Genomic DNA, 24,616 nt, shown 5'->3' with positions numbered 1-24,616 from the left:
AGCGGTCGTGTTACCGAGGTCCGGCAGCCTTCGGCTGACCCGGGTTCGTCGGGATCTCACCCATGCGCTGCTCGTACTGACGCACGAGCTGCTGGAGCGACATCGCCAGACGCTTGACGTTCGGGTAGCTCAGGATGATGCGGTCGGTCACCTTGAACAAAAGCTGCTGCCCGCCGCCCTGCGGGTTGGGGTTGGCCATGTTGAAGCCGTAGTCGAGGACCACTTCTTCGGCGGTGGTGTGAATGCGGTACGCGTTGGCGAAGCTGGTCTTCATCTGGCTCTCGTCGAGCATGAGCTGGACCTGCTGTTGCTGTTCGCCGGGGGTGGGTTCGTCTGCCATCGAATCGTTTCCTAACTAAAGTTCGCGAGCGGCGTTCGGTGCCGCTGTCGTCCGCCGGGCGTCACAATGGCCCGGTTCGCCTTCTATCGGGCGAATTGGGGTATTGTGTGAAGTGGGAAGCGGATGTCCATGGGGCACACCCACTTCACAACATGTATCTCCAAAGTGCTGTGTGTGAAAAATCACATTTATCGGTCATCCAACGGGAATACCCCTTCTTCCATCAGCGTCTCACGAACAACCGATCGGCGCGGCGAGTTGATCTGTAAAAGCCGAATAGTCGCCCTTCCCATCGCGGTTCGCCCAACCAACTGAACGCCTGCCCATTCAAAATGCTCCACCCAGATATCCGATCGCGGGTTAAACAGATCGACTCGAGTCCCTGTCACCGGATCAACGCTCGAGATATTCGGGCCTTTGTGCAGGTTGCAGTCGATACACGCCAGCGCGAGATTGATCGCCTCGCTAGTCCCGCTATGCTGCCTGGCGACGACATGGTCGATCTGAAACCGTTCCGAGTAAAACGGTTGCGGCATGTGGCAGTACTCGCAACGGTTCAGGGCGCGGTCGCGAACCATTTTGTCGACTGCAGCGTCCATCATTTTCAGGCTGCGTTCGTGCCATGACGCTTCAGGGAGAGCCTCGCTTTCGAATGGACGAACGCGATGAAGTGGCTCACGTTCGCATATCCGTCCAACTCTTCTCGCTCGACATCCGTCAGAGTCCCCTCGTTGGACCGCGTGGAAAGCACTTCCATCCGGCGATGGTCCTGTTCCGTGAACCCCAGCTTAAGAAGCTCGCGAGCCGCTTCCGCCGGCAGATCGCCGTCGTCCGGACGGAGCACTCGACGGAGAATTTCAGCTTCGAAGTGAGACGCCACCATGGTGCTCAGTATACCTCTCTGTATCAGCAGGAGTCGATAACAAACAACGGCCGAGGTTCGCTCAAACATGGATGCAGCCCGCGTGACATTTCCCCTCCCGCGCCGAACAATCTCTACACCACCATGCCCGCCACCGCCTCCCTGATCGACCGTCTGACCTCCCTCGTCCCCGCCGGCGGGGTGCTGGCCGATCCGGCTTCGCTCTTCGTCTACGAGGCCGACGGCTTCACCATCGCCCGCGCCCGCCCTGCCGCCGTCGTCTTCCCGACCACCACCGCACAGGTCGTCGCCGTCGTCAAAGCGATCGGCGAGGCCGGCGTGCAGATCGTGCCGCGCGGGTCGGGCACCGGGCTGGCCGGCGGGTGCGTCGCGTTCGAGAACGGCGTCATCGTCTCGACGACCCGCATGAACCGCATCCTCGCGATCGACCTGCCCAACCGCGTGGCCCATGTCGAAGCGGGTGTTCGCAACATCCAACTGTCCGATGCCGTCGCCGCCGTGCCTGGCGGCGCGCCCTGGCACTTCGCCCCCGATCCCTCCAGCCAGCGCGCCAGCACCATCGGCGGCAACGCCTCCACCAACGCCGGCGGCATCCACACCCTCAAAGACTTCGTCTCCTCCAACCACGTGCTCGGCCTCGAGATGGTCCTGCCTTCCGGCGAAGTCCTCATCACCGGGGGGCAGAACGGGTGCTACGAATCCGGCCACTTCGACCTGCCCGGCCTCATCTGCGGCAGCGAAGGCACCTTCGGCATCATCACCAAACTGTGGGTGCGGCTGGTTCCGCGGGCGACGAACTTCCGCACCGTCGTCGGCATGTTCCCCTCCACCGCCGACGCCTGCGAAGCCGTCAGCGATGTCATCGCCGCCGGCATGCTGCCCGCCGCGATGGAGATGATGGACGGCCGCATGATCCAGGTGATCGAAGACGCGTATCATTTCGGTTTTCCTCCCGAAGCCGCGGCGCTGATCCTCACCGAGATCGACGGCATCCCCGACCTGCTCGACGCCCAGGCCGCCGACGTGACCGCGATCTTCAACCGGCACCACGCCTTCGGCATTCAAACCAGCGGCGACCCCGCCCGCCGGGCCATGCTCTGGAAGGCCCGCAAGCAGGCGTTCGGTGCCATCGGCAAAATCAGCCACAGCTACTGCACGCAGGACGCATGCGTGCCGCGCAGCATGCTCGCGCAGGTGCTTCGGAAGATCGACGAGATCGGCCGCGAATACGGCCTGAACATCAACAACGTCTTCCACGCCGGCGACGGCAACATCCATCCCATCTTCCTCTACGACGACCGCATCGAAGCCGAGGTGCAGAACACGCTCGCGGCGGCCGAGAAAATCCTCCAATACTGCATCGATCTCGGCGGCACCGTCACCGGCGAGCACGGCGTCGGCGTCGAGAAAATCCACCTCATGCCCTACCTGTTCGACGAACTGACGATGGCACAATTCGTCGCCGTCAAACACGCGTTCGACCCCGAAGAGCGCATCAACGCCGGCAAGCTGATCCCCAGCGACAAGGTGAAGATCACCCTGCTGAAGCCCGGCCGGCAGGCGCCGCAGTGACGGATGAGGGGACGCATCAGCCACGACATTGCGCGAATCGAATCGCTCCGAAAGTCGATTTCAACACGAAGAGCACGAAGTCACGAAGGCCACGAAGATGCCACTGGTCACTTGGATCAGCGGTCGGAAACAGCGCATTGATGGTCTTCTTCGTGTCCTTCGTGACTTCGTGCCCTTCGTGTTGAAATCGAACATCAGGGGGCATCCCACCGACATCTTCGCAATCGTTACCGGCGTTGGGCACGATGGGCATTCTTCAAACAGACTGTGGTCATTCGCCGAACGAACCCAGGAATCCGCCGCTCGTGAAATTGCCGAACGAACCCAACGCGCTAAACGAACCCAGCGCGACGAACGAACCCGGCGCGGCACCGAGCAACGACGCGCCCATCCCGATGCACGCATGTGTCTGAGGTACCCCGAAGACCCGGATTCCCGGTGCGATCGGCGCGGGGCATCCGGGTCTTCGGACTACCTCAGACACCGGCGTCAGCGCCCCATCAATAGCGACCTCACCCGACGTGACACCATCCATCGTGCCACCGTCCACTGCCGCACCGTCGATCGCGAAGTCATCGATCACGCCGTCCCCCGCGACCTCATCCGTCCGCGGGTTCCCCCGCTCTCTGGCGCCGTACAGCACCGCATGCCGCTGCACCTCGCGTAACTCTCTCAGGCACCCGCGCATCGACCGCTCCAGCCGCAGCTCGTACCGCTGCAGGCGGACGAGCATCGTGTCGTCGTCGCTCAGCATCTCCTGGATCAGATCGCCCAAACCGCCGAGCGCAAGATCATCTAGCTTGCGCCCTTCGCGTCGCCCGGCGAAGATGGACGTCTCCAGCACCGGCACCCGCTTGAGCTTCCACGCCAGCTCCGCCGCCCGCTCGGCCAGCGTCACCTGCAGCGATCCGACGGCGTTCAGCTCTTCGATAAAATCATCCACAAACGCTTGGTAAATCGCCGGGTCCTCGCCCGGAATCAGAACACCCCGGGCGCACAAACCGTGCTTGAGCGCGTTCTGCGAGCTGACGGCTTTACCCGCCGACGTCACCGGCCCGCGCGACCGGGCGCCATTGATCCGCGCCTGCTCCGCCCGCGACCGACGCTGCTGCGCGTCGTCGCAAGGGTCGGAGGTCGGCGACCCGTCCATCACCGGCCCCGCGGCAGCGCCGCGATCCGACCCAAACCCCCCGCACACCTCCGGCGCCGGCGACACGAACGGCTGAAACATCCCGACCGGCGGCACCCCGGCAAGAATCGCATCCCGCTGGGCGGCGGAGAACCTGGATGCTTTGGACTCCCCGAAATCCCCGGACCCCTTGGGACCCCGGGACTCGCTCGACACCGCAGGCTGCTGCTGCGACGGCATGACATCACTCGACTTGCGCATAGAAACCTCCCATCCCGGCGGCGTACGCCGGGGAAAAGAATGTTCTATAAGTGTACGGATGTGCGAACAAAAACCAAACAAAAAATCCGGCGCGGTGAAGGTCCAGAGAAAGAGGGTGTGTGTGCTTGAGACGTCCGGGTCGTGACGGTCACGGTCGCGGGTGTTCGTGGGCGGGCTTCCGCGTCGCAGACGCGCTCCGCTCCGCGTCGCGGCTAACCGCGAGCATCTTCGTCATCGTCGTCACCATCGTGAACGTGGTCACGGTGGTCACCGTGTTGAACGTGTCGGAACGCGACGTCGCGATGACGATCCGTATCCCGGTTAGCCGCGACGCGGAGCGGAGCGCGAGGGATCGCGAAACGTACTCATTCGCGCGGAACCGTGACGAGCGGCATCCGAAGGTCGGCGCGTTTCACCGTCGCGTCCCCTCACTCCTCATACGGAACCACAAACGACCATTCCTGTTTCCGCTTCCCTTCCTTGAGCGGGTTCTCCTCGACGTACTGAATCGCGCGGGGCACGTCTTCGGGATCGAGGAAGACTTTCCATTCTCCGCGGGCCCAGCACTTGGGGGGTCGGGTTCCGGGTTGCTGTCGTCCTTCCAGCGGGTGAATGTTCTCCCTGATCAACTGCTGCGTCGCGTCTCCCTTGAGTTGGATGACCAGCTGCTCGACCCTGATCGCGGGCCGCGCGACGACGAGGTGGACGTGATCGGGAAGGACAGCGCACGCCCAGATCTTCAAGTCGGACCTTTGCACGTAACTGGAGAATCCGCGAGCGACGGCGCGGGCCTGAACCCCGGTGAACTCGACCGCAGGATGTTTGAGCGACTTCTTCGCGGAGACACGGACATCATGATCGTGAGCGTCGTACGCGAGGGAGCGCCGCTCGTTCGTTTTGGTCGCCGGACCGTAGCGGAAGAGGTCCCACGAACCGACGAAATCGGACCAGCTCCCGCGGGGGTCGTTGGGGAGCCAGAAACCGTAGGCGCCGAAGATGATGTGGTAGCCGACGATCATGGTTTATGCTTTTCTTCGAAGGAACGGTTGATGCTGCGCCGGGGGCGATTTCGCGCGCTGTGAGGGCGCGTCTGCGCGTCGTGTGCCGAGCGCTCCGCTTCGCGTCGCGGCTAACCGTGTTCATCGTGTCCACCGCGTTCACAGGGTCAACCGTGTGACGTCGCGATGTCGGTTCGTATCCCGGTTAGCCGCGACGCGGAGCGGAGCGTGGTCACTCGTCGAGCGAACGCAGGATCACATTGCGGACCAGTTGTTCGCAGCTCGTCGGGTCGTAGCCGTTGATGCCCCAAGTCTGGATTCCGAGTAACCCCGTGGTGAGGTCGATGTAGCTGAGAATGACGGTGCCTTTTCCGGCGCGGATGACGTGGATCGCCGAGCCGCGGGGGCCGGGGCCTTTTTCGCTGGTCCAGTTTCTGAGGTGCATTTTGCCGATTGCGGCGGTGCCGGGTTCTTCGCCGGTCATGAGCGGGTGCGTCTCGCCGGCGGGTGATCTCTGCGGCGAGGTCAGTGCGCCGACGACCGTTGTCTCGGCCGACGCGGCGAACGCGCCCGCCCCGCCGGTGTCGTCGATCAGCAGCACGCCGCCGGCCTCGACGTACGCCTTGATCGCCGCGACTTCCGCCGCGGTCGGTTTCCAGGCGGCGGTGCCGGTCAGGTGGACCACCTTCGCGTCCGCGGGTTTGAGCTTGGCCGTCTCGATCGTTTTCAGGTCGATCCCGGTGCCGGTTTTCCAGGCCAGCAGCCGGCCGAAGCGATCCCACGCGCCGGGCTCGGGGTTCCAGTTTCCCTTGTACTGCAGGCGGGCGACCGGCACTTTGCCCAGCGGCGGCTTGGAAAGCTCGGGCACGTCCCAGCTTTCCAGCCGATGACGAAAGCCGCTCTTGCCGTTGGCGTACACGAACAGGTTCATCCCGAGCTGATACGCGGGCAGGCCCTTTTTCATGTCGCGTCGTTGCCAGCCCAGGGCCAGGTCTTTCGACGAGTGCACCAGCAGCAGCCGGCTGCCGTTGCTGACGCCTTTGAGTTTCGGCAGGCCCTTGTCGCCGGGGATCACCTTGTAGAGCGACGAGTAGATCGGATGGGTCGCGGAGAGTTCTTCGAACGCGTATTGCGGAAAGAGCTTACCGGCGAGCGTGACGATGTACTTGTCGAACTCGTTGGGCCCGGCCCCGCCGGCGGCGAGCTTGGCGAGCGGGTCGCCGGAAAAATCGTCGGCGTCGGCGTTGGTGAAGATCATCCCGCCGGCCTCGACATACTTGCGCAGCTTGTCGATGTCGGCGTCGGTGAAGCGCGGCTTCTTGTGGCTGGCGATGTACAGGATCGGGGCGTCGAGCCAGTCGGTGTGGTCGCGCTTCAGCGGCACCACCTGCCAGTTCATCTCGCGTTCCACCTGCTTGCTGGCATAGCGCGACAGGTAGCTGATGTCGTGCGGGCGGTTGGCCCAGTAGTCGCTCTGGATCTCATCCTTGCCGTCGAACCGCAGCTTGTTCATCAGCAGCGGGTGCCTGCCGCGCGACAGGAACAGCAGCGCGTAGGAGGTATCGACCAGGTCGCCCCATGAGCCATCGGGGCGCTGCTGGTCGATGACGTGACGGCCGAGGTGGCGGAACCAGTCGTACTCGCCGAAGAACTTGAACCCCGATGCGAGTCCCACCCGCTCGATGCCGTAGAGCGTGTAGCCCCAGTGTTTCTGGCCGTCCTTGGTCGCGTTGATGCTTTTGAGATTGACGGCGTTGGCGTTCTCCCACCACTTGAGCGCGAGCCGGAGCGATTCGCTGAACGGCTCCCGGCCGACCTTGAACCCGCCGGCCGATTCCTGCTCGGCGTATTCGCCGGCGACGAAGAGGCTCGCCGTGCCGGCGGCGTTCATTGAGAGCGTGGTGAGGCCGGGCGGCGGCCGCAGGCTCTGGCCGGCGCGTTCCAGCCGGATCGCCGAGCGGTACGCCCACCCGCCGTTGACCGACTGCGTCTTGGACCAGTGGTCGACGGCGGACTGCCAGTAGGCGGGAGAGATTTCGACCGATGCCTCCGCGCCGCACCAGACGCCGAGCAGGCCGTATTGCGTGTTGGAGTGGTCGATCCAGTTGGCGATGCCGGTGGGCGCGGTGCCGGCGAACTGGTAGCCGGTGCTCTGCGGGACGGCCGAGAGGTAGCCGTAGCCGCCTTCGACGTGGCCCTGGGTCAGGCAGTTGACGTCCTGGGTGAGCTGGGCGCGGTCTTCCTCGCGGTTGAAGACCGACAGCGCCATCGCGCGGAGCGAGCGCGCGTAGGTCTGGTGGAGGCCGCCATCGGCGTTCATGCGCTTCAGGCCGTCGAGCATCGCCTTGGTCAGCGGTGCGTTGATCTGCAGGCGGGGTTCGTCTATCGCCTTGCCGGCCTGGAGCAGCGCGTAGACCGCGAGCGATTGCAGGCCGCATTCGAGGGCCTGGTATTCGCCGGCGATTCCGCCGCGGCCGCGGAGGCGTCCGTTGTCGGGGCGGACCTGGGCGATCATGAGTTCGGTTGCGAGGCGGATGGAGGCTTCGACCTCGTCGTCGGCGAGGATGTGAGGCGGAATGCGCTGTGGCTGAGGGTCGGGACGCTTGGAGGCCGTCCGCTTGAACGAGACATCGGGGTAGAGCAGGCGCGGGTCGCTGGGGCCGGTGGCCGGGCGGCTGGCGGGCGCATCGCCGGGGGCGAGCCCGGCGGCCTTGAGGGCGTCTTTCTCGGCGGCGTCTGGGTCAACGGTCTTGGTCGCGCCCGGCGGCGGGCCGGCGTCGGGGCCGATCTTCAGCTTCTGCGCCGAAACCGGCCGGGCGATCGCCACCAGGCAACAGGCGATGAGGATGGCGGAGAGGAGGCGCGGCATGGAGTGATGCAGGCATGGCCCGTCTGCAAGGCGAAGAGAACACGAAGGCACGAAGTCACGAAGCGGCACAAAGAAGATTGAACCAAGGAACAATATCCTCCCGTTGTCATCCTGGGAGGGTGTGACTTTTTAAGGAGCCGCGCACGAAGTAAGCGGGAGTGCTGCCGTTGCCGGCAATGTCCCGCTTACTTCGTGCGCGGCTCTCAACAGGTCACTACCTCTGATGTTCCTCCGAAGGACCTTGTAAGGAGATGGAGAGCAATCCAGTTCGTCGGACGCCTTGCACAGCGGTCTGGTCCTCATGGTCGCTTTCCGCCTTCGATACCAGGTCCTTCGCAGTACCTCAGGATGACAATGGGAGGCGTAAGCCGCGTGTTTCGCTCCGCTTTGTCCGCTCCGCTTCGTGCGCCTTCGTGTCCTTCGCGCCTTCGTGTTCTCTTCGATTCGGATGCGACTCGGCCGCCGAGGCAGTAAGGCACATGCCCGCCCTACTGCGTATCGCTGTAGTCGGCGTTCAGCGTTCGCTCGGTTTTGCGGAGGAGGTCTTCGGCGGCGGTGATGAGGTCTTCCACCTCGCGCACCTGTCCGCCGGTCGCCTTGGCCAGGCCCTTGGCGTTGGGGATGATCTGCTCGGTGGTCTTGATCATCTGCTTGAGGTCGTTGATGTCGCGCTGTTCGAGGCCGCGCTTCCGGTAACGCACCTGCTGCGAAAACCCGCCGTTGAAATTCGGAATGCTCACCACGTAGCGGATCAACTCGGTGGCGTTCTTGTCGATCTGCGTCTGGTTGGCCTGCATCTGGATGACGGTTTTGGCCATCAGGGCGATGCCGCGGGTGCGGAGCTCGGCGATCATCGCCTTGGATTCTTCGTTGCCGCCGCCGGCCGCCAGTTCCAGCACGTCGAACCCCTGCAGGGCCTGGACGGCTTCGGCGATCGAGACGATCGACCGGCCGTCCATCGCCTTCTCGACCTTGGGTTTGACGACGGCCAGCTCGTCGGCGAGGAGGGCCTTGAGCGCGACCTTGCGGCTTTCGGCGTCGATGATGTCGATCGCCGGCGGCTTTTCCTTCTTCATCGGCGACGGCTGATACAGGAACGTCTTGGACCGCTTGATGAGCAGATCGACCGATTTGCACCAGGCGAGCTTGGTGGCATCGTCGGTAATCTCGCTGGCGTCGCGGAGGGTGGCCAGCGCCGGGGCCGACGCTTTCATCCGCATGTGGGTCTCGAACTTGAGCATGTACAACTCCCACTTGTTGTACGGCTCGGCGGCCTTGCCGCGCAGGGAGAGCAGCCGCGGAAAATGCCTAAGCAGGTCGGTGTACTTTTCCTGCTCGAAGAGCAGGTGCAGGTCGGCGGTCGTGGGGAGGACGTCTTCGGGCTTGACGGGCTTGGTCGCCGGGAGGGCCGGCTTGGTGGTGGGTGCCGTGGCCGGTAGTGCCGGGCGGGTACCCGGCGTGATTGGCACTGCCTGGGCCATCGCGCCGGCGGTCCAGGCCAGCAACATCGCGGTCACCGGTGCTTTGCGGAGCACCTGGGACGATCGGTTCCAGACGGATGCCATCGCGAATCCTCCGGGGCGGGGCCATGGACGCCCGGAGAATCCGGGCCGGCTATCGGGCCAAGATAGTATAAGTCGCCGATCGGCCGGGGTGTAGCAGGAATGTGGGGATAAGCCCGGGCGTAGCCGAGTCGTCACCGAATCAAAGAGAACGCGAAGGCGCGAAGGCGCGAAGAAGCCGCGAAGGCTGGCAGACCATCGGCTTGTCACGAGTTTGCACGTTCGCCTCACCTTGGGTTTCGCGCCAAGAGCGCCAAGAGCGCCAAGATGCCAAGATGCCAAGATGCCAAGTAAGAGATTCTCTTGGCTACCTTGGCTTCTTGGCGCTCCTGGCACTGAGATTCGTCTTGCCGGCAGACGAAAGGCGTGCCGTAAAAACATGACATCGGGTGATACCAACGACGGAAACGCGAAGGCTCGGTCGTTCTTCGCGGCTTCTTCGTGCCTTCGCGCCTTCGCGTTCTCTTCGTTCTTGAATGCGGATCGGCCACGCGGGGTGCGGTTGTGGGCTCCCGGTCCCCGCTTGGCCGGCTATAATCTCGGCATGGCGACCGAGTTCTCTGTCCGGCATTTCGTCCAGTTTTCCGAGACGGACATGGCCGGGATCGTGCATTTTTCGAACTTCTTCCGCTGGATGGAGGAGGTGGAGCACGCCTTTTTCCGGTCGGTGGGCCTGAGCGTTTCGATGCACCACGAGGGGTTGCACATCGGCTGGCCGAGGGTGTCGGTGGCGTGCGACTTTTTCGGGCCGGTGCGGTTTGAGGACCAGGTCGAGCTGAAGCTGCGGGTGACCAAGGTGGGGGAAAAGTCGTTCAATTACGAGGTGGACTACCTGCTGGGGGACAAGCAGGTTGCGCTCGGTAAGACGACCAGCGTCTGTTGCGTGCTGGAAGGTGGGAAGATGCGGTCGATCGCGATTCCGGAGGGGATCCGGACGAAACTGGTCGGCGAGGGGAATTCTTAGCAACGACGGCGCTTAGCCACGAATCCACGCGAAGGGCCACGAAGGAAGTCGGCTGGATGCCGGGGGCGTCCTTACTTCGCCTCTTCGGCGATTTCGGGCGATGACTGGCCTTTGTAGAAGTTCTCCAGCGCGTCGCGGTTGAACGACAGCCGGTTGCGGCCGGTGCGGAGCAGGTTCTTCTGGCGGAGCTGGGTGAGGGCGAGGCTGACGGTTTCCCGAGCCGCGCCGATCGCCTGGGCGAGCTGCTGGTGGGTGATGCGCAGCTCCACGCCTTCGTCCTGCTCGGTGGCGGCGGCGGAACGGCTGAACTGCAGGAGCGTCTTGATCAGCCGCTGGTTGGTGTCGTCGAAGACCAGGCCGGCGGCCTCGGTGTAGGCGGTCTGAAGCTTGCCGGCGAGGGCGCGAATGAGCGAGGCGGCGATTTCGGTCTGCTGGGCGAGGGCTTCAAAGACACGGTCGGCGGGCACTTCCGAGGCGGTGACGGCGGTGACGGCCGTCGCCCGGGTGCCGTAGTTGCGGCCGCCGATCAGCGCCGGTGCGCCGAACCAGTCGCCAGGGCCGAGAATTTCGAGCAGCCGCACGGCCCGTTCGCCCTCGCCCGGAGTCTGCAGGAGGACGCGTACCTGTCCTGAGTGCAGAAGGTAGAGGGATTGGGCCGGTGTGGACGGCTCGTAAATGCTGCCGCCTGCGGGCACGTCAAAGCGACGCGACGCGAGGTTGGCGTCGGCAATGAGTTCTGCGGCTTGGGCCTGCGCGCCTTGCGACTCCATAGAAGCTGCGCCGGCCGCGTCACGAGATACAACTTCGGACATGCGGACACCCTATCAAAACCTTCCCTGGTTCCCATCGATCGCGTCGCGCGGAGGTGAGTCGCGACAGTGGGCAATATAGCCAAGTCGGGGGGTTGAACGGAAGGCCTCAACCCCTCCACATCGAAAAGTTTCTCATTTTCAGCGTTCTGCAGCACCCCATGACGTAGAACGTAGTACGATTGTCGATCTATGCGCCAAACTGTGGTGCTCCGCCGAACGTCGTTTGTTGGGCTATGACTTCACCTGCATTGCCAGGATTCGGGCGATCGCCTCGCAGATCTCGGTCCGGTGGACGCCATTGAGCGCCAGCGCCAACTGGGTTTCCATCAGCCCGTAGGGGATGCCGGTGTCATACCGCTGTCCGGCACAGGTGACGGCCCAGTACTTGTCCGTCTGCTGCCGGAGGTGTTCCTGAGCGGCCGTCAGCTGGAACTCCCCCTTCTCGCGGAGGTTGTTCTTGAACAGGTACTCGAGCGAGTCAAAGATCCGCGGCGAAAACACGTGCATGCCGAAGTGGGCGAGGTAGTTGCCTGCCGGCAGGCCCGGCGTGGCCAGGTGCTCGCGGGCGTACTCGGGTTTGGGCTTCTCGTGGATCAGGCCGGCGCGGTAGATCCCCTTGTTGGCGTCGATCGGATCGCCCTTGATGACGCCGAACAGGTGCAGCAGCTTCTCGAGCGTCGGCTGGACGGCCGACGCGGCGTCGAGCATGTATTGCTCGAAAACCCGGATCACCTGCCGGGCGCACCGTTCCTTCAGATCGCTGACGTAGATGTGATCCCCCAGCAGCAGCAGGAAGGGCTCATCTCCCACGAACGCCTTGGCCTGGTACACCGCATGCCCGAAGCCCTCCGGCGAGTGCTGTTCGGCAAAATGAACGCGCTCGCCGAATGAACCGAGCTTTTCGCTTTCGAGGATCGCCCAGTCCTTGCCGCGGAAGCTGCGGCTTTCCAGGTCGGTCATGCGGCGGAAGTATTCGCGGTACTGCTTTTCCTCGCCGGGCTGGGTGATGATGCAGATTTCCTCGATCCCCGATTCGATGCATTCCTCCCCGATGATCTGGATCACCGGCTTGGTCAGCCCGTCGCGGTCGACGAGGGGGAACATCTCCTTCTGGACGGCGGTCGATGCCGGGTACTGGCGTGTGCCGCGTCCGGCGGCGGTGATGACGGCCTTTCGAACCTTGGCCATGAGAGCGACTCCATTGGAAGGCGACACGAGCCACGAACGGTACGCCGTCGGAGCGTAAGAGCCATGGCGGCGGGTGTCTAGTCGGGGCATTACTGACCGCTAGATTTTCATAGCGCGCAACCCCTTGCGCCCTCTGCGGATCGATGGTAAATCCGCGCCATGCGAAAGAAAGGAACACGCCAGGAGTGGGATCGGGTCCGGAGCATCGCGGCCAACATGTTCGAGCAGGATCGCGAGCCGGCCGAAATCGCCAAAGACCTTGGGGTCGACGACCAGACCGTCCGAGCCTGGCGGCGGGCATACCGCAAGGGCGGCCGTGACGCACTGGTGTCGCGCAAACCACCCGGACGCCCGTCGCGGCTGAATGAGGCCCAGCGTAAGACTCTTGCCGGGTTGCTGCTCAAGACGCCCAGGGAGTGCGGATTCGACAAGTATCTCTGGACCCAACAGCTGATCGCCGACCTGATCGAGCGTGAGTTCCAGGTGAAGTACCACCACGACCACATCGGCGTCATGCTGAAAGACATGGGCTTTTCCCATCAGAAGCCCCAACGTCGGGCACGCGAGCACGACCCGGTGAAGGTGGCCGCCTGGCGGGCGGAGTTCTGGCCGGAACTTCTAAAAAAGTATCGAGTCCGGCGGAGTGATTCTGATGGCCGACGAGGTCGGCTTCATGATGACGCCGAACGTCAAGAAGACTTGGGCCCCGATCGCTCAGACGCCGGTCGTCGCCTACCGCAATCGGCGGCAGCAGAAAGTCAGCGTGCTGGGGGCCGTGGTCTTGCACGCCGCCACGGCGAAGATCGATCTCGTGTGCGACTTCCATCCCGACAGCTACGTCCGCGGCGAGCAGGCGGCGGCGTTCCTGCACCGCGTGCTTGTCGAGTATCCTGACAAAACGATCGATGTGGTCTGGGACAACCTCTCGGCACACAAGTCGCCAATCGTGAAGGAACTGGCGGCGGAGTACCCGCGTTTAAGATTGCACTATCTGCCGACCTACGCGCCGCAGCTCAATGCGGTGGAAGGCGTATGGAGCCTGACGAAGTACCACCGGATGGCGAACCACACGATTGGGGAGTTGGAGAAACTTCACGCCGAGGCCAAGCGACACTTGGACGACGTAGGCGGCAATCAGGCGTTGCTCCGCTCGTGCTTCGAAGGCGCGGAACTCGCGCTAAACTTATCCAGCGCTCAGTAATGGCGCAAATGCCGGACGTCGGGATTGGTGCCACGGGTCGGCGGTACTCCGCAGACCCGTGCCGGTCGGCGAGCGACCACCCCGCACGGGTCTGCCGGGTACGGCCGACCCGCAGGGCGATTGCATGTTCAGGTCGTTAGCAGACGGAGCAGGTAGTGCTCGTCCCAACCTGCCTTTAACCGTTTCCCGTGGATCCCGTTTTTGATGCTCCTGTCCCGCTTGAGAAGATTGAGCGTCAGCCGGCACAACCGGGAGTAGTTCTCCGCACCATAGCCTTTGCGGATCCGCCGCTCGTCCTCGCGGGAGCTCACGTCCAGTTGCCAGTGCAGCTTGTTCTCGATGGCCCAGTGGCCGCGGATCGCCGCCGCCATCGCCCTGGCGTCGGTCCCTGCGACGCTGCTGATGAAGTAATGCCGCTCGACGCTGCTCTTGCCGGCAAGCACCTCCCGCTTGCGTTCGACCGCGATCACGCCGGCCAGTCCCGGCCACTGCTGACATAGGTCGCCGAGCCAGTGCACTTCGTCCATCACCCACACTTTGCGGGTGTCCAGCCGGCCGTGGTCGGCGTCGAACTCCTCGTGGACGCCGTGGCTCACGTCCTTCATGCCGCCCAGGATCGCTTCGTCCAGCAGCTTCCTGACCTTCGCGTGCAGCGTCGGCTGGTTCTCCTTCACCGACAGCACGTAGTTGCCGCCGGCATCGACGATCTGTCTGGCGATCTGCGTCTGGCAGCCGGCGGCATCGATCGTCACCGTCGCGTCCTGAATGTCTAACAGGCCCAAAAGCCGCGGGATCGCCTCGATCTCATTGCTCTTGTCATCCACGGCGACCTGGCCGAAGACCATCCGGTGGGCGTCGACGAACGCGCTGACCATGTGGGTCATGTTGTTCCTGGCCCAGGCGTGTTCGAAGGACCGGCGGATGGCCTTGCCGTCGATCGCGATCAGTCGTCCGCCGGCGGACTGTGCGATCGCGCCGACCCAGGCGTTGAAACACTGCTCGAAGGCGTCGGGATGGAGCTTGGCGAAGACGCGACCGAAGGTGTCGTGAGAGGGGATGCCGTGGGGAAGATCCAGGAAGGTTCGAAGCCAGGAGAGCTTGCTCTTGCCATAGAGTTCAACGTCGACCCAGCCGTCGGCGCCGCAGATAACGGCGCAGACGGAGATGACGAGGATGTCGTGGAGTTTGTGAATCACGTTGCAGCCGCGAGGATCGGGGAGGTTGGAAAACGCGCGCAGGGTACCACTGGTCGCAGGGCCATCCATGGCGAAGCTCCGTTTCAGGAGATGAAAGTTGTTACCAGCGAAGCTTCGCGACCGGTGAAGGAGTGATAGCGAGAGAAGTTAGAAAGCGCAACCCGTACAAAACACAACCATCGACAAAAGGAGATGCGATTGCCCTCGGCCGACCCGTGGCACCGGCCGCTTCTCTCCTACCGGTCGGTCCACCGCCTCCTATACTTCTCAGTATGACGCCTTCGACCACGCCGGTACGCCTGGACCTTCAGAAGCAGTCGCAGCTGACCATTGACTGGCAGGACGGGCGGACGAGCGTTTATCCGATCAGCGTTCTGCGAACGCTGTGTCCCTGCGCCACGTGCAAGCAGTCGCGCCAGGAGCAGGCCGCCGCCCCGAAGAACCGGCTGTCGCTGCGGGTGCTGCCGGGTACGGTCGAGCAGCCGTTGTCGGCGTCGTCGGCGGAACTGGTCGGGGGCTATGCGCTGCGTATCGACTGGTCGGACGGGCACTCCAGCGGCATCTACTCGTTCGAGTACCTGCGTTCGATCGACCCCCAGGCTGCCGCACGATAGTCCCCTTCTGGCCGCGGCACGCAGTGGATTGCGATCATCGCGATAACTATCGGACTTGAGACCGGACCGCCCCGCCGTGTGACCCAATCGACCGTGGCGCGGTTAATCGCCGCCCCATTTTTTCCGATGTCACCTTCGTATCCCGCTTTGGCGCGGTGACGTGCCGATGACGCCGCGATCGCGACGCACCGTGGCGGCGACAGCAGATCGAACGAGTACATGTCCACGACGGCCCTACATCCTTCGCCCGCCGCCGAAGTCGCCGACGACTCGGTGAAGCTGCGCCAGGAGCTGGCGATGGAGCGGCTCCGCCGGCAGGTGTACGAATCGGTGGCCCGCCACGAACTGCTGTCGCACACGCTGGGAACGCTGATCGAGATGATCGAGCGCGAAACCCCGCGGCTGACCGCGTGCATCGTCTTCACCCAGGAATCGGGGGATGCAGTCGAGCCGGACGGCGACGGGGGACACGCCGCCGCGGGTATTGCCGCGGTGGCCGGTCGCGGCGGCGACGCCATGGTCGCCGACACCGTCGAGTCGGCGGCCCTTCGCGGGTCGCAGTGGCCGGCGTCGGTCGAACTGGTGGAGCCACTGGCCGTGGCGCCGCCGTGGGCGTCGGGGCTGCTGGCCGAAAGTTCGACGTCAGCCCCGGATTCGTCGCCGGTTCTGTGGCACCTGCCCCTGCCGGGCAAGGATCAGGACGAAGCGGTCGTTGGCTCGCTCGTGACGTTGATCGGCGACGCCGCGCCCCCCGACGAAGCCGAGCGTTCCGTCGCCACTCTCGCCGCCGAGCTGGCCGGGTTCGCCATCGGCTGCGCCCGGATCGCCGACCGGGCCGTGCGGCAGCTCATGCACGATGCCCTGACCGGCCTGCCCAATGCCACGCTGCTGAAGGACCGCCTCACGCAGGCGACGGAAGTCTCCCGGCGTCAGAACACGACCACCGCCGTGCTGTTGCTCGATCTCGACGGTTTGCGGGCGATCAACGAATCCCTCGGCCGGGGTGCCGGTGACGACCTGATGCGCAAGCTCGCCGATCGACTCCAGGGCGGGCTGCGGCGCAGCGACACTGTGGCGCGTCTCGGGGGCGACACCTTCGCCGTCGTCGGCTCCATCGCCAACGGCACCAGGGACGTCAACGCCTTGGCGCATAAGGTCATCTCCCTGGTGACCACGCCGGCCAAGATCTGCGGGCGCGAAGTCTCGGTCGGGCTGAACGTGGGTGTCAGCCTGTTCCCGATCGACAGCGAAGACCCGACGGAACTGCTGCAGGCGGCCGAGGTGGCGCTGCACCGGTCCAAGACCTGCGGCCGCAACACGGTGCAGTTCTTCAAGCCGCAGGAAGAATCCGGCGGCCTGGCCGCGATGGAACTGGAAACCCGGTTCCGCCGGGCCGTCGAGTTCGCGCTGATGTCGCAGGCCCTCGGCGGCGACGCCGGTGCCGATCCGGCCGGCGGCAAGCTCGAACTGCACTACCAGCCGCAGGTCGATCAGCACGGCCGGGTGGTCGGTGCCGAGGCGCTGGCCCGCTGGACCGATCCGTCACTCGGCCGCGTGCCCCCCGACCGCTTCATCGCCGCCGCCGAACGCAACGGACTGATCATCCCGTTCGGCCGATGGGCGCTGCGGCAGGCCGCGGCGCAGGCCCGGAAATGGCGCGACCAGATGGGCAACCGTTCCCCCCGGGTCGCGGTGAACGTGTCGGCGGTGCAGTTCGCCGACGACCGCTTCATCGAGGAAGTCTCCTCGGTCATCAACACCTATCACCTCCTGCCCGGCATGCTCGAGCTGGAGCTGACCGAAACTGTCCTCATGCAGGACGCAGACGACGCCGCCCGGCGCATCAGCACGTTGCGGCAGATGGGCGTTGCCGTCGCGATCGACGATTTCGGCACGGGGTATTCGTCGCTGGCGTACCTGCATCGTCTGACGATCGACACGCTGAAGGTGGATCGCTCGTTCGTCGCCGGCATGAGCGGCGAACGCCGCGGACCAGGCGCCCCCGCATCCGGGCCGCTACAGGGCAGCGGAGCGGCCGTCACCCGGGCGATCATTTCGATGGGCCGAAGCCTCGGCATGAACGTGCTCGCCGAAGGCGTCGAGACCGACGCCCAGCAGCAGTTGCTCGTCCGCATGGGCTGCGACCAGATGCAGGGCTACCTCTTCAGCCCGCCCGTCCCCGCCGAGAAGTTCGCCGAACTCATTGCACTGGGGAACGGCGTACTGCCCATCCCGGTTGCCATCGCCCGGCCTGCGTAACCGGCTACAAATCCGCCAGCGCCTGTCCCAGCCTTCTGACTTCGTGCAGCGCCATGCCGCCCAGCTTGGGGATCGATCCGCCATTGGCGGGGATGACGGCGTGGGTGATGCCCAGGCGGGCGGCTTCGCGCAGGCGGTTCTCCAGTTGCGGCACCATTCGCACTTCCCCGCCGAGCCCCAGCTCGCCGATCGCCAGCGCGCCCGGCGGAAGCGGCCGGTTCATGTGGGCCGACGCAATCGCCAGCGCGATCGCCAGGTCCGCCGCCGGCTCGACCACCTTCACCCCGCCGGCGACATTGACGAACACGTCGTCCGCCGCCAGGCGCATGTCGGCGCGTTTCTCCAGGACGGCGATGATCATCGCCACCCGGTCGCCGGGCACGCCGCTCACCTTCCGCTTGGCCGCACCGATCACGCTCGACGCCGTCAGCGCCTGCACTTCCACCAGCAGCGTGCGGCTGCCCTGCATGCAGGCCGTCACCACGCTGCCGGATGGTGTTCCGCCGGGGCCGTACTGTTCGACGAACAGGTTGCCGGGGTCGGTGACCTCGCGCAAACCTTCGCCGGTCATCTCGAACAGGCCGACTTCCTGGGTCGAGCCGAAGCGGTTCTTCACGCACCGCACGACGCGGTGCGCGTGGTAGCGGTCGCCTTCAAAGTAGACGACGGTATCGACGATGTGCTCGATGATCTTCGGCCCCGCGAGCGTGCCGGCCTTGGTCACATGGCCGACAAAGATGATCGCCGTCCCGCTCATCTTCGCGAGGTAGACCAGGTCCATGCAGCAGCTTCGCAACTGCGTGACCGACCCCGGGGCGGCGGGCAGGTCGGGCTTGTAAATCATCTGGATCGAGTCGACGACCAGCACGTCCGGCTTGACCTTGTGCACCTGGTTGATGATCCGCTCAACGTTCGTCTCGGCGAGCACGAGCAGGTGGTCCGTCGCCACGCCGAGGCGCGACGCGCGGAGCTTGGTCTGCCGGGCGGATTCTTCGCTGGTGACGTAGAGGACTTTCGCCGCGGTCCGAATGTCGGACTTCACGTTTCGAGCCGGGGGTTCGAGTGCCTTGAGATCGGCGTTCTGCATCGCGCGGTCCGCGTGTGCCCCGCCGCCGGACAACGCCTGCGCGACCTGCAGCAACAGTGTCGATTTGCCGATCCCCGGTTCGCCGCCGACAAGAATCGCCGAGCCCGGCACGATGCCGCCGCCCAGGACGCGATCGAACTCGCCGATGTTGGTCGGCCGGCGCGGGCTGTCGGCGTCGTCGATTTCAGACAACGTCAGCGGCCGCGCCGCCGTCGCCACGTCGCCGGTCTGCCCGACGATGCCCTTGGGCAGCCGCTTGTCGGCGTGCGGGTCGGCGGTCGGGGCGTTGTACTGCTCCAAGCTGTCCCACGTGCCGCAGTCGGGGCATTTGCCCATCCACTTCGGATGAACCGAGCCGCAGTTGTTACAGAGAAACTGGGTGCGTTGTTTGGCCATCGGCGTGGGGGATTGTAGCGGGCGTGCGCGAGTTGGTCTGTGCGGGACGAAGAGATCACCACGGAGGCACGGAGACACGGAGGGCAACCTGGCGAATGACGAGAGCGGAGAGACTGTAGGGTCCGCCTTGGCGGACGCGGGGGATGCCGCGCGGAGAAATGGCCACATCCCGACACGGCGTCTTGGCGATTCATGGCTTCGCGTCCGCCAAGGCGGACCCTACGTGCGCGTCGCCAGTTGCCGCAGGATCACTTCCACGTGCCTTGCCGTTGAACCCTGTTGCGACTTGACGACTTCACGGGCGTGTTCGCCCAGGTCGCGGGATTCGCTGGGGTAGTTCAGCACGCGCGACACCGCCCGCGCCAGGTCTACACCCGCTTCGATCTCGATGATCCCTTCCGCCCGCTTCAGGTGGCGCATCGCGTCGGCGAAGTTGTCGGTCCACTTCCCGACAATCACCGGCTTGGCCAGGGCGGCGGGTTCGATCATGTCGCTACCCCGCTGCCGCTGGCCGAGATCGACCAGCGTCCGGCCGACGAAGACGACATCGGCAATGCTGTAGAACTTGCGCAGCTCCCCCACCGTATCGCCGAGTACGACCGCCGACGGCGACGCCGCCGTCGGCAGCGGACGGCTCGTCATCGCCGCCGGCGCGACCTGTCGGCTGTGCGACCGGCGGAAGACGTCGAACCCGCACTCGGCGATCAGCCTGGCGACGGCGTCGAACCGCTCGGGATGCCGCGGCACGATCACCAGCCGCAGCATCGGCTGGGTCGTCAGCAGGGTGCGGTACGCGTCCAGGACGATCCGCTCTTCGCCGGGACCGGTCGAGCCGCAGACCCAGATCGGCTCGCGACCGGGGTGCAGGCCGACCTCGGCCGCCAGCTCGCGGTCGCCGGCAATGCGGTCGGCGACCTGCGCGTTGTCGAACTTCATCGTGCCGGTGACCTCGATCGCCTCCGGCTTCACGCCGAGCGTGCGGAAGCGGTCGCGGTAGACGATGTCCTGCACGCAGACCTCGGCAAGCCGGCCGAACATGGCCCGGCCGACCGGCCCCAGCCACCGGTACTGCTTGAAGCTCGAATCGGTCAGCCTGCCGTTGACCAACACCACCGGGATGCCCCGCTGGCGGCAGTGCCAGGTGAAGTTCGGCCAGACTTCCAGCTCCATCAGCACGACGACGCCGGGCCGCTGGCGGTCCAGCAGTCGGCGGATGCCGGCCGACAGGTCGAGCGGGTAGCGCACGACGGTGACATCCCCCCTGCCGCCGTACATCTCCTTGCCGCGGGCAAAGCCGGTGTCGGTGGTGACGGTGACCAGGAATCGCAGATCCGGCCGGGCCGCCTTGAGCTGATCGACCAGCGCCCGGGTGGCGTTGATTTCGCCGAGGCTGACGGCGTGAACCATCACGCATGGCGGCGCGTCCGCCGGCGCGAACGGAACGTCATGGCCCATCCGCTCGCGAAACGCGCGGGCGGCCTTCCGCCTGAAACGCGGCATGAACGCGATCGCCGGTGCCGCCAGGAGCAGCAGCGTTTTCCATGCGATGTCGTAAATGTTGGGCATGAACCGGTGGGCGGAAAAAGGCGTGAACCCGTTCGTCGGCCGGCGGATACGTCCGCGCGGGCGGTCGGCGAAGGGATGCTGTTGTGGGCGATCAGGCGGACGAATTCAAGTGGGCTGGTCTTCGGTCCGCATTGCCGAACGGCAGCAAACCGGCGTTCGGTTTCAACACGAAGTGCACGAAGTCACGAAGGTCAGGAAGAAACACCTCCCGAATGGAACAGCCGTTGGGTGCGAATCATACCTCGCGTTTTCTTTGTGTCCTTGGTGACTTCGTGTCCTTCGTGTTGAAATCGAACATCGAGTTGCATCCCGGCGATGTCGGCGAGATTGCTAGTTCAGATCCGGGTCGATCGTGGTCGGCCCGATGTCGGGTCCGCCAAAGTCGCTTGGGCCCAGCAGGGTGAACCGCTTCCGGACCAGCAACTGTGCGGCCAGGGTGGGGTCTTCGACGTACAGGATCAACGCCGGGCCGCGGGGGCACTGCAGCAGCGGGTACATGTAGTGGATGTTGATCTCGGCCGTCAGCAGCGCCGCGGTGACCGCCATCAACGGCAGCTTGACCCGAAGGGGCAATTCGACGGCAAGGACTTCCGACTCGGTATAGGCAAAGCCATCGGCTTTGAGGTTGTCGCGGCACTGGTCGGGGTCTTTGCAGATGAGCCGAACCAGTGCCGAGTCGGCGGATTCTTCGACCGCGATGGTGAGGATGTCGTAAGGCCCGTGCTCCAGCGCCCGAACCAGATGCTGCAGCCGGCCGACACGATTCTCGAGAAAGATCGTGAACTGTCGGAGGCGGGTGGGCTCAAAGCCCGACCCGCTTTCGGTATCCGGAAGGACCAAGTCTTCCATCCGCAAGAGGATACCGCAATTGTCCACGACAGGACAGGTGGAAGGTGGATTGCGCGAAGAAAACGACGAGTATCGGTGATCCGCGGAACGCAACGACGTAAAGCATGCTCGAGCCGGAACCAAAACAGAAGGAGCCACAGAGGCACCGAGACAAAGAGGGCTTTTCGACTAATACACTGCTTTGTGGGAAGTCGAGTTTGATTCACGAAACATCGGCGTAGGCAATCGGCCCTCTGTGTCTCCGTGTCTCTGTGGCTTCCTCTGTCTTTTTTGCGGGTCGGCCGAACTTTGGGCCTTGGCGTTCTCCACGAAAGAGGCTCCCCCTTTTTCCTCACCCATCCATGAAATCCGTTGTAGACTCTCGGCGTCCGTCCTTATTGTTTCTCCAGGCGGAGCCACCATCGTCCTTTTTGCTTTGATTTCAGAGGCCAGTCCCGGATGTCCTTCGTCCGCAACCTGATCCAACCCCTCGAGCCACGCCGGCTCCTGACCGTCAGCAGCGGCTTCGCCGAGGACGTGGTCGGGTCGGAACTGCGCCTGCCGACGGCGATCGCGATCAGCCCCGCGCCGCAGGCACCGCCAATCTTCATCGCCGAGAAGGCCGGCCGAGTCCGCCTGTATGAGAACGGCCAGTTGGAGTCTCAGCCGACTGTCGTGCTGGAAGACATCGCGACCGACGGCGAGCTCGGGCTGCTCGGGATTGCGATCGATAAGAACTTCGACCGCAACCGGTACGTCTACCTCAACTACAGCTACAAGCAGCGCGGATCGAGCGATGTCGTGCAGCGCGTCAGCCGGTTCTACTTCTCCGGCCGCGAACTGGTCTCCGAAACGGTGCTGCTCGACCTGCCCAAGTGGGAAACAGCGACGAAGAACATTGGCGGCGGGCTCAAGTTTGCCTTCGACGGAACCTTGCTCGTCGGAATCGGCGACGGCGGTAAAAAAGCCCAGGCCGGCGATCTCGGCAGTCCGTTCGGCAAAATCCTGCGCATCCGCCCGGACGGCACCGTGCCGTCGAACAACCCCTTCGCGACCGCCGAGGGATGGCAGAAGTACGTCTGGGCGTACGGCCTGCGCGACCCGGCGAAGTTTACCGTTCAGTCTCAGAACGGCATCGTCTTCATCAACGACCCCGGCGAGACATCCGCCGAGGAGATCAACGTCGGCGTCGCCGGAGGGAACTACGGCTGGCCGACCGTCGAAGGCGGCTCGCAGACGCCGGTCGGCAGCAACCCCATCGGCCCGGTACATACCATCCCTCACGCCCCGACCGACCCCGAAGCGATCGCCGGCGGGCACATTGCCGGCGGCGTGCTGTTCAACCCCGGCTCGCTCACCTTCCCGATGCCCTACGCCGGCGATTACTTCTTCGCCGACCGCGACAAGAACATCATCCAGGTGATGGGGATCGAGAAGCTGGCTCCCACCGGCGTGGTCAGCCCGTTTGCCACCGACGTCATCCGGCCCGTGGACATCGCCTACACGATTCCCGGCGACCTGTTCGTCATCGCGCAGGGCGTCGGCGATGCCGGCGGGCAGCTCATCCGGTATCGCGCGACCGGGTCGCCTTCGATCGTCAATCAGCCCGCGGGCGCTACGCTGTCGCCGGGGCAGTCGATCAAGCTCAGCGTCAGCGCCGGCGGGTTTGCCCCGCTGACGTATCAATGGGCAGCGAACGGCCAAGACATTCCGGGGGCGACGAAGACGACACTGACCGTCGGCCCGTTTGATGTTGCCGACGACGGGACTGTCTATACCGTGCGGGTGATCAACGATCGTGGCGTGGCGACCAGCGAGCCGGCGGTGATCCGTGTCGTCGCGACGGGTGGTGGCACGGACGGCGGGACAGATGGCGGAACCAACGGCGGTGGAACCGACGGTGGCGGCAACAATGGGGGTGGAAGCGACGGCGGCGGTACGGGTGGTGGCACGCCGGGGACGCCCGGAAACCCCAGCCCCTTCAAACCGCCGAAAGTCACCAAGCCGATGGGCCCGATCGACCTGCTGCCGCAGTTCGGCGCGACGCCGTTCGCCGCGGTCGGCGGAACGACATCGAAAGTCAGTGTCAAAGTTCTGAATGTCGGCCTCGATACCGCCCGCGGCGCGATGACGGTTCGACTGCACCTCTCGCCCGAATCGGAAGCCGCCATCGGCAGCGGCGACCCGGTCGTCGCCGAGGCGACCGTCAACATCCGCATCGCCCCGGGCAAGGGGAAGACCGTCAAGCTGAACGTCGCCTGGCCCGACGGGCTCGACGGCAACTACTACGTCCTGGCGAATGTCGATCCGTCGAACGTGCTTCCCGAAACCAACGAAGCGAACAACGTCGCCGTGTCGGGACTGCCGGCGACGGTTCGCCCGGGCTTCGTTGACGTGCGGACGCAGGTCGGCGCGTCGCCGCTTACGGCGACGCACGGGAAAGCCGTCTCGCTGCCGGTGGGCGTGCTGAACGACGGGAACCGGAGTTCGACGTCGGACCTGCTGCTGCGGGTGTGGGCGGTTCCGCAGGCAAGCGTGGCCGAGGGCGCGACGGCGGCCGAGGCGGCATCGGTCGGGACGAGCGTATTCACCCAGACCAGGCGCCTGCTCCTGCCCGCCGGCCGGGGCAAGACGGTGAAGCTGAAGTTCACCCTCCCCGCCGACCTGGCCGCCGGACAGTATGTGCTGGTCGCAACGATCGACGGCGTGCCGGGAGAATCGGATGCGACGAACAACGCATCGGTCGGGGCGGGCGTGGTGAGCATCTCTTGAGCGAAAAAGAGAGGAGATCACCACGGAGGCACGGAGACACGGAGTTGCCCTCCGTGCCTCCGTGGTGATCTCTTCCCCGATGTTCATGAACCGCCGTGGTGATCCGGATTTTCGCCCCC

20 protein-coding genes and 1 pseudogene are annotated in these 24,616 nt (G+C 64.8%); 7 read left to right on the top strand and 14 right to left on the bottom strand.

Going from position 1 to position 24,616, the window contains the following annotated elements; genetic code table 11:
* Positions 1–10: 10 nt before the first annotated feature.
* The 3 genes from IPV69_RS25080 to IPV69_RS25070 all read right to left on the bottom strand — a co-directional run bounded on the left by IPV69_RS25080 (position 11) and on the right by IPV69_RS25070 (position 1,223).
* A complete protein-coding gene (locus IPV69_RS25080; RefSeq protein ID WP_206292469.1) occupies positions 11–340 on the bottom strand; it encodes a DUF3467 domain-containing protein in 330 nt (109 codons plus the stop codon).
* A gap of 188 nt (positions 341–528) precedes the next feature.
* Positions 529–942 (bottom strand): HNH endonuclease, encoded by a 414-nt coding sequence (locus IPV69_RS25075; protein ID WP_206292468.1) that lies wholly within the window; start codon positions 940–942, stop codon positions 529–531.
* 2 nt (positions 943–944) lie between these two features.
* Positions 945–1,223 (bottom strand): hypothetical protein, encoded by a 279-nt coding sequence (locus IPV69_RS25070; RefSeq protein ID WP_206292467.1) that lies wholly within the window; start codon positions 1,221–1,223, stop codon positions 945–947.
* A gap of 123 nt (positions 1,224–1,346) precedes the next feature.
* Between IPV69_RS25070 and IPV69_RS25065 the strand changes: the two genes are divergently transcribed.
* A complete protein-coding gene (locus IPV69_RS25065; RefSeq protein WP_206292466.1) occupies positions 1,347–2,795 on the top strand; it encodes an FAD-binding oxidoreductase in 1,449 nt (482 codons plus the stop codon).
* Positions 2,796–2,811: 16 nt separating this feature from the next.
* On the opposite strand, the gene IPV69_RS25060 is transcribed toward IPV69_RS25065, so the two are convergent.
* The 5 genes from IPV69_RS25060 to IPV69_RS25040 all read right to left on the bottom strand — a co-directional run bounded on the left by IPV69_RS25060 (position 2,812) and on the right by IPV69_RS25040 (position 9,617).
* Positions 2,812–3,048, bottom strand: a complete 237-nt coding sequence (locus tag IPV69_RS25060; RefSeq protein ID WP_206292465.1) for a hypothetical protein — start codon at positions 3,046–3,048, stop codon at positions 2,812–2,814.
* Between the two features lie 18 nt (positions 3,049–3,066).
* The gene (locus IPV69_RS25055) at positions 3,067–4,185 is read right to left on the bottom strand and encodes a hypothetical protein (RefSeq protein WP_206292464.1); all 1,119 of its coding nucleotides are present in this window, start codon (positions 4,183–4,185) and stop codon (positions 3,067–3,069) included.
* 428 nt (positions 4,186–4,613) lie between these two features.
* The gene (locus IPV69_RS25050) at positions 4,614–5,204 is read right to left on the bottom strand and encodes a transposase (RefSeq protein WP_206292463.1); all 591 of its coding nucleotides are present in this window, start codon (positions 5,202–5,204) and stop codon (positions 4,614–4,616) included.
* A 211-nt stretch (positions 5,205–5,415) separates the two neighbouring features.
* The gene (locus IPV69_RS25045; RefSeq protein ID WP_206292462.1) at positions 5,416–8,052 is read right to left on the bottom strand and encodes a DUF4159 domain-containing protein; all 2,637 of its coding nucleotides are present in this window, start codon (positions 8,050–8,052) and stop codon (positions 5,416–5,418) included.
* Between the two features lie 488 nt (positions 8,053–8,540).
* On the bottom strand, positions 8,541–9,617 hold the full coding sequence (locus IPV69_RS25040) for a hypothetical protein (protein WP_206292461.1): 1,077 nt from the start codon (positions 9,615–9,617) through the stop codon (positions 8,541–8,543).
* Between the two features lie 541 nt (positions 9,618–10,158).
* Here IPV69_RS25040 and IPV69_RS25035 point away from each other — a divergent pair.
* Complete coding sequence (locus IPV69_RS25035; protein ID WP_206292460.1) at positions 10,159–10,578, top strand: acyl-CoA thioesterase; 420 nt, start codon at positions 10,159–10,161, stop codon at positions 10,576–10,578.
* Between the two features lie 71 nt (positions 10,579–10,649).
* On the opposite strand, the gene IPV69_RS25030 is transcribed toward IPV69_RS25035, so the two are convergent.
* Both IPV69_RS25030 and IPV69_RS25025 read right to left on the bottom strand, forming a co-directional pair.
* A complete protein-coding gene (locus IPV69_RS25030) occupies positions 10,650–11,348 on the bottom strand; it encodes a Crp/Fnr family transcriptional regulator (protein WP_206292459.1) in 699 nt (232 codons plus the stop codon).
* 273 nt (positions 11,349–11,621) lie between these two features.
* Positions 11,622–12,578, bottom strand: coding sequence for a sugar phosphate nucleotidyltransferase (locus IPV69_RS25025; protein WP_206292458.1), 957 nt, complete (start codon positions 12,576–12,578; stop codon positions 11,622–11,624).
* A gap of 159 nt (positions 12,579–12,737) precedes the next feature.
* Between IPV69_RS25025 and IPV69_RS28020 the strand changes: the two are divergent.
* Both IPV69_RS28020 and IPV69_RS25015 read left to right on the top strand, forming a co-directional pair.
* A pseudogene (locus IPV69_RS28020) lies at positions 12,738–13,121 on the top strand (helix-turn-helix domain-containing protein); the annotation flags it as partial.
* A gap of 109 nt (positions 13,122–13,230) precedes the next feature.
* A complete protein-coding gene (locus IPV69_RS25015; RefSeq protein WP_206291035.1) occupies positions 13,231–13,779 on the top strand; it encodes an IS630 family transposase in 549 nt (182 codons plus the stop codon).
* A 128-nt stretch (positions 13,780–13,907) separates the two neighbouring features.
* Here IPV69_RS25015 and IPV69_RS25010 read toward each other — a convergent pair whose 3' ends face one another.
* On the bottom strand, positions 13,908–15,044 hold the full coding sequence (locus tag IPV69_RS25010; protein ID WP_206292456.1) for an ISAs1 family transposase: 1,137 nt from the start codon (positions 15,042–15,044) through the stop codon (positions 13,908–13,910).
* Between the two features lie 203 nt (positions 15,045–15,247).
* Between IPV69_RS25010 and IPV69_RS25005 the strand changes: the two genes are divergently transcribed.
* Together IPV69_RS25005 and IPV69_RS25000 are read left to right on the top strand one after the other, a co-directional pair.
* On the top strand, positions 15,248–15,589 hold the full coding sequence (locus IPV69_RS25005; protein ID WP_206292455.1) for a DUF971 domain-containing protein: 342 nt from the start codon (positions 15,248–15,250) through the stop codon (positions 15,587–15,589).
* 219 nt (positions 15,590–15,808) lie between these two features.
* Positions 15,809–17,848, top strand: a complete 2,040-nt coding sequence (locus IPV69_RS25000) for a putative bifunctional diguanylate cyclase/phosphodiesterase (RefSeq protein ID WP_206292454.1) — start codon at positions 15,809–15,811, stop codon at positions 17,846–17,848.
* A 4-nt stretch (positions 17,849–17,852) separates the two neighbouring features.
* Here the strand turns inward: IPV69_RS25000 and radA are convergent, their stop codons facing one another.
* The 3 genes from radA to IPV69_RS24985 all read right to left on the bottom strand — a co-directional run bounded on the left by radA (position 17,853) and on the right by IPV69_RS24985 (position 21,746).
* Positions 17,853–19,331 carry a DNA repair protein RadA gene (gene radA / locus IPV69_RS24995; protein WP_206292453.1) on the bottom strand — a complete coding sequence of 493 codons (1,479 nt, stop codon included), beginning with the start codon at positions 19,329–19,331 and terminating at the stop codon, positions 17,853–17,855.
* Positions 19,332–19,550: 219 nt separating this feature from the next.
* Positions 19,551–20,897, bottom strand: coding sequence for a 3-deoxy-D-manno-octulosonic acid transferase (locus IPV69_RS24990; protein WP_206292452.1), 1,347 nt, complete (start codon positions 20,895–20,897; stop codon positions 19,551–19,553).
* A 330-nt stretch (positions 20,898–21,227) separates the two neighbouring features.
* Positions 21,228–21,746, bottom strand: coding sequence for a hypothetical protein (locus IPV69_RS24985; RefSeq protein WP_206292451.1), 519 nt, complete (start codon positions 21,744–21,746; stop codon positions 21,228–21,230).
* A gap of 438 nt (positions 21,747–22,184) precedes the next feature.
* Between IPV69_RS24985 and IPV69_RS24980 the strand changes: the two genes are divergently transcribed.
* Positions 22,185–24,497, top strand: coding sequence for a PQQ-dependent sugar dehydrogenase (locus tag IPV69_RS24980; RefSeq protein WP_206292450.1), 2,313 nt, complete (start codon positions 22,185–22,187; stop codon positions 24,495–24,497).
* Positions 24,498–24,616: the final 119 nt, after the last annotated feature.

It is taken from the genome of Humisphaera borealis (assembly GCF_015169395.1).
GTDB classification, from domain to species: Bacteria; Planctomycetota; Phycisphaerae; order Tepidisphaerales; family Tepidisphaeraceae; genus Humisphaera; species Humisphaera borealis.
This window is presented reverse-complemented; position numbering and strand designations above follow the sequence as displayed.

Coding starts and splice junctions, on each gene's coding strand:
- IPV69_RS25080 (WP_206292469.1), bottom strand. CDS start 340: ATGGCAGACGAACCCACCCCCGGCGAACAGCAACAGCAGGTCCAGCTC.
- IPV69_RS25075 (WP_206292468.1), bottom strand. CDS start 942: ATGATGGACGCTGCAGTCGACAAAATGGTTCGCGACCGCGCCCTGAAC.
- IPV69_RS25070 (WP_206292467.1), bottom strand. CDS start 1,223: ATGGTGGCGTCTCACTTCGAAGCTGAAATTCTCCGTCGAGTGCTCCGT.
- IPV69_RS25065 (WP_206292466.1), top strand. CDS start 1,347: ATGCCCGCCACCGCCTCCCTGATCGACCGTCTGACCTCCCTCGTCCCC.
- IPV69_RS25060 (WP_206292465.1), bottom strand. CDS start 3,048: ATGCCCATCGTGCCCAACGCCGGTAACGATTGCGAAGATGTCGGTGGG.
- IPV69_RS25055 (WP_206292464.1), bottom strand. CDS start 4,185: ATGCGCAAGTCGAGTGATGTCATGCCGTCGCAGCAGCAGCCTGCGGTG.
- IPV69_RS25050 (WP_206292463.1), bottom strand. CDS start 5,204: ATGATCGTCGGCTACCACATCATCTTCGGCGCCTACGGTTTCTGGCTC.
- IPV69_RS25045 (WP_206292462.1), bottom strand. CDS start 8,052: ATGCCGCGCCTCCTCTCCGCCATCCTCATCGCCTGTTGCCTGGTGGCG.
- IPV69_RS25040 (WP_206292461.1), bottom strand. CDS start 9,617: ATGGCATCCGTCTGGAACCGATCGTCCCAGGTGCTCCGCAAAGCACCG.
- IPV69_RS25035 (WP_206292460.1), top strand. CDS start 10,159: ATGGCGACCGAGTTCTCTGTCCGGCATTTCGTCCAGTTTTCCGAGACG.
- IPV69_RS25030 (WP_206292459.1), bottom strand. CDS start 11,348: ATGGAGTCGCAAGGCGCGCAGGCCCAAGCCGCAGAACTCATTGCCGAC.
- IPV69_RS25025 (WP_206292458.1), bottom strand. CDS start 12,578: ATGGCCAAGGTTCGAAAGGCCGTCATCACCGCCGCCGGACGCGGCACA.
- IPV69_RS25015 (WP_206291035.1), top strand. CDS start 13,231: ATGGCCGACGAGGTCGGCTTCATGATGACGCCGAACGTCAAGAAGACT.
- IPV69_RS25010 (WP_206292456.1), bottom strand. CDS start 15,044: ATGGATGGCCCTGCGACCAGTGGTACCCTGCGCGCGTTTTCCAACCTC.
- IPV69_RS25005 (WP_206292455.1), top strand. CDS start 15,248: ATGACGCCTTCGACCACGCCGGTACGCCTGGACCTTCAGAAGCAGTCG.
- IPV69_RS25000 (WP_206292454.1), top strand. CDS start 15,809: ATGTCCACGACGGCCCTACATCCTTCGCCCGCCGCCGAAGTCGCCGAC.
- radA (WP_206292453.1), bottom strand. CDS start 19,331: ATGGCCAAACAACGCACCCAGTTTCTCTGTAACAACTGCGGCTCGGTT.
- IPV69_RS24990 (WP_206292452.1), bottom strand. CDS start 20,897: ATGCCCAACATTTACGACATCGCATGGAAAACGCTGCTGCTCCTGGCG.
- IPV69_RS24985 (WP_206292451.1), bottom strand. CDS start 21,746: ATGGAAGACTTGGTCCTTCCGGATACCGAAAGCGGGTCGGGCTTTGAG.
- IPV69_RS24980 (WP_206292450.1), top strand. CDS start 22,185: ATGTCCTTCGTCCGCAACCTGATCCAACCCCTCGAGCCACGCCGGCTC.